The organism is Dokdonella sp. (assembly GCF_039926425.1).
Lineage (GTDB): Bacteria > Pseudomonadota > Gammaproteobacteria > Xanthomonadales > Rhodanobacteraceae > Dokdonella_A.
Window position 1 is genome coordinate 1 of sequence record NZ_JBDSWZ010000297.1, and the last position, 7,688, is coordinate 7,688.

The 7,688-nt window shown below is 62.3% G+C and carries 7 protein-coding genes; 3 read left to right on the top strand and 4 right to left on the bottom strand.

Features of this window, described 5'->3' with window-relative positions:
• Positions 1–38: 38 nt before the first annotated feature.
• Together ABIV12_RS16590 and ABIV12_RS16595 are read left to right on the top strand one after the other, a co-directional pair.
• Complete coding sequence (locus tag ABIV12_RS16590) at positions 39–926, top strand: VacJ family lipoprotein (protein WP_348061377.1); 888 nt, start codon at positions 39–41, stop codon at positions 924–926.
• A 180-nt stretch (positions 927–1,106) separates the two neighbouring features.
• A complete protein-coding gene (locus ABIV12_RS16595) occupies positions 1,107–2,114 on the top strand; it encodes a DUF4105 domain-containing protein (RefSeq protein WP_348061392.1) in 1,008 nt (335 codons plus the stop codon).
• Positions 2,115–2,196: 82 nt separating this feature from the next.
• On the opposite strand, the gene ABIV12_RS16600 is transcribed toward ABIV12_RS16595, so the two are convergent.
• On the bottom strand, positions 2,197–2,538 hold the full coding sequence (locus ABIV12_RS16600; protein WP_348061379.1) for a zinc ribbon domain-containing protein YjdM: 342 nt from the start codon (positions 2,536–2,538) through the stop codon (positions 2,197–2,199).
• A gap of 179 nt (positions 2,539–2,717) precedes the next feature.
• Entirely contained in the window at positions 2,718–4,367 is a 1,650-nt protein-coding gene (locus tag ABIV12_RS16605) for a M28 family metallopeptidase (protein ID WP_348061383.1), read from the bottom strand.
• A 458-nt stretch (positions 4,368–4,825) separates the two neighbouring features.
• Between ABIV12_RS16605 and ABIV12_RS16610 the strand changes: the two genes are divergently transcribed.
• Positions 4,826–6,202, top strand: a complete 1,377-nt coding sequence (locus ABIV12_RS16610) for a choice-of-anchor Q domain-containing protein (RefSeq protein ID WP_348061386.1) — start codon at positions 4,826–4,828, stop codon at positions 6,200–6,202.
• Between the two features lie 51 nt (positions 6,203–6,253).
• Here the strand turns inward: ABIV12_RS16610 and ABIV12_RS16615 are convergent, their stop codons facing one another.
• Both ABIV12_RS16615 and ABIV12_RS16620 read right to left on the bottom strand, forming a co-directional pair.
• On the bottom strand, positions 6,254–6,634 hold the full coding sequence (locus ABIV12_RS16615) for a VOC family protein (RefSeq protein ID WP_348061388.1): 381 nt from the start codon (positions 6,632–6,634) through the stop codon (positions 6,254–6,256).
• Between the two features lie 31 nt (positions 6,635–6,665).
• Positions 6,666–7,100 carry a helix-turn-helix transcriptional regulator gene (locus tag ABIV12_RS16620; RefSeq protein WP_348061390.1) on the bottom strand — a complete coding sequence of 145 codons (435 nt, stop codon included), beginning with the start codon at positions 7,098–7,100 and terminating at the stop codon, positions 6,666–6,668.
• Positions 7,101–7,688 lie beyond the last annotated feature (588 nt).

Consider the following 7,688-nt stretch of genomic DNA (forward strand, 5'->3'; position numbering starts at 1 on the left):
CTCCTCATGCTGTCCGGTCACTGGGCCGGAGGTGCGAAATGAACGCACGATTCCTGATTCTTGGCTGCGCGCTGTTTCTTGGCGCGTGCGCGTCGTCCGGCGTTCGCATCCGCAATCTGCCGGACGAAACACCTGCGGCAAACGCGGCGCGTTCGGTGGACGCGATGAAGGCGCTTGGGGAGTTGCAGAAGGAAGCCGCGGAGAGCGCTGGCGACCGTGCCAATCTTTACGCGCCCGAAGAGGTGACGCCGGCAGATGCGCCGTCGATGACGACCTACGATCCACTGGAACGCCTCAACCGCTTCACCTACCGGTTCAATGCACGCTGGGACGAAAACATCTTCCTGCCCGTGTCGAACGGCTATCGTCGCCTGCCCTCGCCCGTGCGTTCGGGCGTGCACAATTTCTTCGGCAACCTGGCTGAGGTCAACAGCGTCGTCAACTTTGCGCTGCAGGGCCGGCTCGGCTACGGCGTGCGCAGCCTCGGCCGATTTGTGATCAACACCACCGCGGGCATCGGCGGGCTGTTCGACGTTGCGACCAAGGTGAACCTGACCGCGGCGCCGACAGGATTCGGAACGACATTGTCCAAGTGGGGCATGCATCCGGGGCCGTACCTGGTCATTCCGTTTCTCGGACCCTCCACGCTGCGCGATGGCGTTGGGCTGCTCGGCGATTACGGAATCGAGTATGGCGTCGACGCGGGCGGCCTTTATCGCAACAGCAGCCGATCGTGGATGCTGGGCGGGGCAAACGCGATCGATCAGCGCTCCAGCATCGACTTCCGTTACTACTCGACGGGTTCGGCGTTCGAGTACGAGACGATCCGGTTCCTGATCGTGCGTCGACGGCTGATCGAAGACGAGGGCTTGCACGTCGACGAGCCGAAAGAGCGTCGCCCGCCCGGCGAACCCGCCGGCCAGTAATTCCGTGAACCGCCGACGGTGCGTCAGCGTGGATGGCAGTCAATTCCGATGCCGCCGCAACGAAGCTCAGGCCGTAGGCCGGACGACCGGGAGGTCGGCCGGCGTCGGTCCCCATCCGTGCGAAGAGCGCCGGCTGCGCACGGCGCGTCCGGCCTACGTTCGAGCCGGACCTGATCGATGATGCGGCGGGTCAGGCAGCGACTGCACCCGATCGCACTCGTCATCTGCAGCGTCACGTTGTTGCTTGCGTCGGCCTGGGGTGCGTTTGCACTGGCGTATCAGGCGCCCGGCAGTCCAGTCGTCAAAGGGGTGGCCACCGGTCTCTGGATCGTCTTTTCCATCGCGATGATTGCGGGCATGTGGCGCAGGCGCGTTGCGATCGCCTTGCCGCTCTTCGCCGCCGCGTTCGCGCTGCTGCTCGTGTGGTGGCACCACCTGCCCGCTTCAAACGATCGCGTCTGGGCCGACGATGTCGCGCAGATGACCAGCGGCACGATCGACGGCTCGCACGTCACGCTGCACAACGTGCGCAACTTCGACTGGCGCAGCGACACCGACTACACGCAGCGCTGGGAGACGCGCCACTACGATCTCGACCAGCTCGAATCGGTCGACATGATCCTGTCGTACTGGTCGGGGCCGGCCATCGCGCACATGCTCGTATCGTTTGGCTTCAACGACGGCCAGCACGTTGCGTTCTCCGTCGAGATCCGGCGCGAACGCGACGAGACGTTTTCCGAGATCGGCGGGTTCTTCAAGGAGTTCGAACTCAGTGTCATCGCAGCGGACGAACGCGATGTGATCCGCGTGCGTACCAACGTGCGCGGCGAGGACGACACTCTCTATCGTGTGAAAATGCCATTGCAGGCCATGCGGGAACTGTTTCTCGCGTACGTGAATGAAGCCAACAGGCTGGTCACGACGCCGCGCTTCTACAACACGGTCACCGCGAACTGCACCACGCTGGTCTACCACATGATGACCGGGATCGTCGGCCACCTGCCGCTCGGCTACCAGCTGCTGTTGTCCGGCTACCTGCCCGAGTACGTGTATGCGCGCGGCGCCCTGGATCAACGCGAGACCCTCGACACACTGCGTGCGCTTGGGCGAATCACCGGGCGCGCCAAGCAAGCCGACGCGAGCGCGAATTTCTCGGCAGATATTCGGGTCGGCATTCCTGCGCTTTGATCAAACGCTGTAGAGCGCCTTCATGCGCGATGCGTTTCGCCTGCCCTCGAGCATCGCGGCTGAAGCCGCTCCCGCAAAATCATCAAACCTTTTTGAGAAACCCGGACTTCAGCATCATCGCGCTGCCATCGACCTTGCCTTCGACATCGTGATCGCCATCGACCACGCGGATGCCGCGTACCTTGGTGCCCTGCTTGATCACCTGCGACGAGCCACGAACCTTGAGGTCCTTGATCAGCACCACATCATCGCCATCGGCCAACACGTTGCCGTTGGCATCCTTGACCGTCTCTACACCGCCTTCGTCCGATACGGTTGTTTCGACCATCGGCCACTCGTGTGCGCAATCGGCACAGATGTAGTTGTCCCCGTCGGGATAGGTGTTTTCCATCGAACAAACGGGACACGCGGGGATATCGGACATGGATTTCTGCAGTGATGAAGGCGGTGCGCCATTCTAGCGTTGCGATCGACGCCGAAGAATCGGCTCAGTCGCGATGCGTGGGTGGAATGTGTGGGAGCGGCTTCAGCCGCGATGCTTGTGTAGTGGCCGTCGAAAGCATCGCGGGTGAAGCCGCTGCTACCAGATCGAGAACCGAGGGATCAGCGCCGCGCCGCCGCGCTCTTGTCCCGCAACGCCTTGAACTCCGAACCACTTTTCCACTCGGGCCAGCGGGAAGAATTCGCCAGCTCGTTGCCGATGTCGAACATCAGGGCGATGTCCTGCAGGGCGCCGTCAAGATTCCAGTCGGGGCCAACCGCATCGCAAGGCTGGTGGTAGCAGTGACCGGTGTACTCGTCGACCCACGTCTGACCGGCCGCAATGCCGCCATCGACGAGGTCGGAGGCACCCGCGATGCCCATCATCAGCAACACCGGCACGCCCTTCCGCGCAAACGAGAAATGATCAGCCCGGTAGAACAAACCTCGCTCAGGCAGGCTTTCCGGTGTCACCACGCGACCTTGCACCTTGGCGAACGTCGCCAGATCCTCTTCGAGACTGGCCTGCCCGGCGCCGACGAGGATCACATTGCGCGCCTTGCCGGCCGTCTGCAGGATGTCGATGGTCAGGTTGGCGACGGTCTTCTCCATCGGATAGACCGGATTGGCCGTATAAGCGTCTGATCCGAGCAGGCCGCGCTCCTCCGCGGTCCAGAACCCGAACACGATGCTTCGCTTCGGCGCCGGCTGCGCCTTGAAACGCCGTGCGATGTCGAGCAAGCCGGCGACGCCGAGCGCGTCGTCGTTGGCGCCGGCACGGAACACCTTGCCTTTCGCATCGGCCGGCCCCTTGCCATACGCATCCCAGTGCGCGCCGTAGAACACGACTTCGTCCGGCCGTTCGCTGCCGCTGATCCTGGCGAGTACGTTGTGGCTCTGCACGGTTTCGTGCGAGACCGGAATATCGGCCGAGAAGCGCGCGTCCTTCAATGTCAGCGGACGAAAATCCGCGCGCCGTGCCGCTGTCCGCAGCGCGGAAAGATCCTGCCCCGCATCGGCAAACAGACGGGTTGCAGTGTCGCCGGTGATCCAGCCCTGCAATGCGAGACTCGTCAACCGGGTCGGCTCGCGCACGATGTCGTAGTTCTCGCCCTGCGGGCTCGCAACCACGTTCCAACCGTATCCGGCTCCCGCAGTGTCATGCACGATCAGCGCCCCGATCGCGCCGCGTCGCGCGGCCTCCTCGAATTTATAGGTCCAGCGGCCGTAGTAGGTCATCGTCCTACCGCCGAAACGCCCCGCGACCGGCTCGCCCTTCTCAGCCTCGAAGTCGGGGTCGTTGACCAGGAACACGGCAACCTTTCCTTTCAGGTCAATGCCTTTGTAGTCGTCCCACTTCCGTTCCGGCGCATTCACGCCATAGCCGACGAACACCAGCGGCGCCGACGCGATCGTCGCCCGATCATCCGGACGAATCGTCGACAGGTAGACCTGATTGCCGAGTTCCCACTGTTGCGCCGTACCGTTGAGCGTCACACCCACCGATTTGGGTTGTCCCAGCTTCGTGTGCAGCAACGGCGGCGACTGCACCCAACTCCCATCCTTGCCGCCCGGTTCCAGCCCGAGCGCCTGCAACTGGCCGATCAGATAACCGACCGTGCGTTCCTCCCCAATCGTTCCGGGAGCACGCCCTTCGAAGAAATCCGAGGACAACATCCGCACCGTGTCGATGACGCGGGCGGCGCTGGAGTCCTGCGCGGACGCAGACACGGAGAGCGCACAAAGCACCAGGGAAGGGAGGAAAGATTTCATTGAACGGACCACCTGTTTGGGAACACGGAGCGACGATACGCGAGCGTGGACGACTTGCAATGGAGCGAGGCTGCAGACGTTTTTTTCCAGCACACCCATTCCTTCGCCTCGCGATCCCGTTGATCGATCTGGATGCTTGCGATCGAAGAAATGCCCTCCGAGCGCTTGAGCGCAGTGATGCCGGTGCTCGCATCTTCCAGACTGTTTTCGCATTCGGAGACAACGATGACGGATGCGTTCCCCCCACTCAAGAGGCACGTTCGGCCTCAAGCTCAACAGCCCGACGTTCGCACGCCACCAAGCGCAAGCAATCGCTGAACCAGGACAATTGAGAGGGAGACCCCGGCTGCCAGCGCTGCGCTTCGTGTCGGCAATGTCCGGTGCCGTCTCTTCTTTGCGTATCTCTCACTGCCACGCAATCGGTCTCCTCGTGGCGACTGGCCAAAGGAAAGATCCCCATGCGTATCCATGGATCCGTTTCGCGAGCACCTGCGGCAATTTTCCGCCATCGCGTGCGCGTTCGTCCGCTCGCTGCTTGCCTCGTCGCGGCGCTCTCCGGCAGCGTATCGTCCGCGTTCGCGGCGGCACCGACAAAAGCTCCGCGCGCTCCGCAGTCGACGATCCTCGTGGAAAACTGCAACAACACAGGACCGGGAAGCCTGCGCAATGCCGTGTTCATTGCGACGAGCGGCGACACGATCGATGCGACACACCTCACGTGCAGCACGATCACGCTGACGAGTGGCGCGATCGCGACCACCCTGAACCAGTTGACGATCGCTGGTCCCGGCATGCAGCGACTGACGGTCGACGGCGACAGCGCTCACCGCGTGTTCCTTCACGTGCCCACCAATCCGTCCAACTCAGGCCTGACCGTGTCCGGCATGACCATCGCCAACGGACGCCACAACTATCAGGCTGGAATCGCCAAAGGCGGCTGCGTTTACTCGTCGCACTTCGTCACTCTCAGTCGAGTGACGGTTCGCAACTGCGTCGCCGCGTCGCCAACGGGCGCCGCATCGTATGGCGGCGGTGTCTACGCAACCGGGATATCGCTGTTGGGCAGCACCGTGTCCGGCAACAGAGCCGAAGGAACGAACGGGAGGGGTGGCGGCGTCTTCAGCCGCGCGGGGCTTGGCGTGCGCTACAGCACGATCAAGGACAACACCGCCTCGTATGTCGCTGGCGGTGGATCAAGCGACCGCGGCATCGAAATGTACCACTCGACCGTTTCCAACAATCGCTCCGGCAGCTTCGTCGGAGGCCTGGCCGTCTTTGGCGGCACCGGTAGCGTCATCAACGACTCGACAATTTCCGGTAACAGTGCACTGACCGCGGTGGGCGGATTGCAAGTGGTCAGCGTCGGCGGATTGCACGTCGGCAATTCGACGATTGCGTTCAATCACCTCGACTCGCCGAACGCCGGCAATGGCGCCGGAATTTTCATCCGTGCAACCACATTCAACCTGACGAGTTCCATCGTCTGGGGAAACACCAGCGGCGCAGGAACCGCGAACGATATCGACGGCGACAGCGGCGGCACACTGACAGGCAACAAGAACCTGATCGCCGCGTCGAGCCTCGGTTTTCCGCCCAACACATTGATCGGATTCAATCCGCTACTGAAGCCACTCGCGTTCAACGGCGGTCCGACCGCGACCCATGCGCTTTCCGCAGGCAGCCCGGCGATCGACGCTGGAGTGCTCAACCTCCCCGCCGATGGCGACCAGCGTGGGGCGGGCTATGCGCGCAAGGTGGGTCCGCAACAGGACATGGGCGCTTACGAGTTCGACCCTGAACGTATTTTTCGGGACGGATTTGATCGTGCGACATGAGGTTGTTCCGGAAAACCTGGATTCATGGCGCTTTTCTTCTTCCGCGGCATATCAGGTGTGCTGATAAATCTGCACCAGATTTCCGCACGTGTCGGCGAAAATCGCCAAGGTCACGGCGCCCGCCTTCATGGGCTCCCTCGTGAATACGACGCCCAAGCGCTTCAGCCGCTTGCACTCCGAGTGGATGTCGTCCACTTCAAATGCCACCACCGGAATCTTCTGCGCGAACATCGCGTCCTGAAACATCTTGCCCGCAGGATTCGCATTGGGTTCGAGCGACAGCTCCACGATTCCGTCCGCATCCGTGACCGTGAGCCACCGATACACGCCCATCGGGATCACGGTTTTTCGGGTGAAGCCAAGGACCTCGGTGTAGAACGTCTCGGCCCTGTCCTGGTCGTCGACCATGATGCTGGTCAGCCTGATATGCATTGCTTGGTCCCGTCGAATAAGTCGGACGATGCTATCGTGCAGCGATCTCCTGCGCTTCTCGGCATTTGCGCAATGCATCCGCAGGCAGCGCCGCCATCATGGGCAGGCAGCCGGGAAAATGCTTCCTGGAAAGGCCGCCGTCGCTGTCGATGGCCTCTTCGCGAAAACGCGTCGGCGAAACGCCAACCCTCTTGGCGAACAGATCGCTGAAGCTGCCAAGGCTCCCGAATCCGACCTCGCAGCAGATGCGCGTCACGGGCATTGCCGTCGTCGCGAGCAACCACTTCGCCTTCTCGATCCGCAACCGCGTACGAAACCGCTGCGGGGTTGTCCCGAACAAGGCCCTGAACATGCGGATGAAGTGAAAGCGCGAAATGAAGCTTCGCTGTGCAACCTGCTCGATCGACAACTCACCCGCCAGCAACTCTCGGGCACGGCACATCTGCAGAAAATGGGATTCGGGCATGGCCATCCGAAGAGTGTACGTGCAATCACGAATCGGGCGCGAGTGTGCGTGTCGAGCAGAATTCGCGCCAGCGGCTTGGCGCGCTTCACTCACTCACACCATGTTGAACAATCCAGGATTTCGCTTGCTAGGATCCGCTTTCAACGACACAAACGCTACAGATGCAGGCGTGGAATGGGTGGCAGGGTATGGCGGCCTCGCTCATGTTCGTGGAACCCGCCCGTGAGTCCATCACGACCAAAGAGACGGACCTCTTCGGCCGCCTAGGGCGCCTCAAAAAGGAGCCCGGCGAGCTATGCGCCTCAGTCTCGCGGCGTGTCGAACGGCCAATCACCGCGCAACCGCTTATGACGAACCCAACCGTCGCAACCAGTACGGCGTTCGCTGCGATCGTTGTTTCTCGCTGAAGTGGGCGAGATGGCATCTCACACCGACTGTACGCTGCGCCGAAACCCGAGGGGCGTGATGCCGAGAAGGCGCTGAAACGTGCTGGTGAGATGGGCCTGGTTGGAGAAGCCACTGGTCGCTGCGATGTCGGCGATGCTCCGGCGTGTTGCCTTCAGCTGGGCCTGCGCGTGGCGAACACGG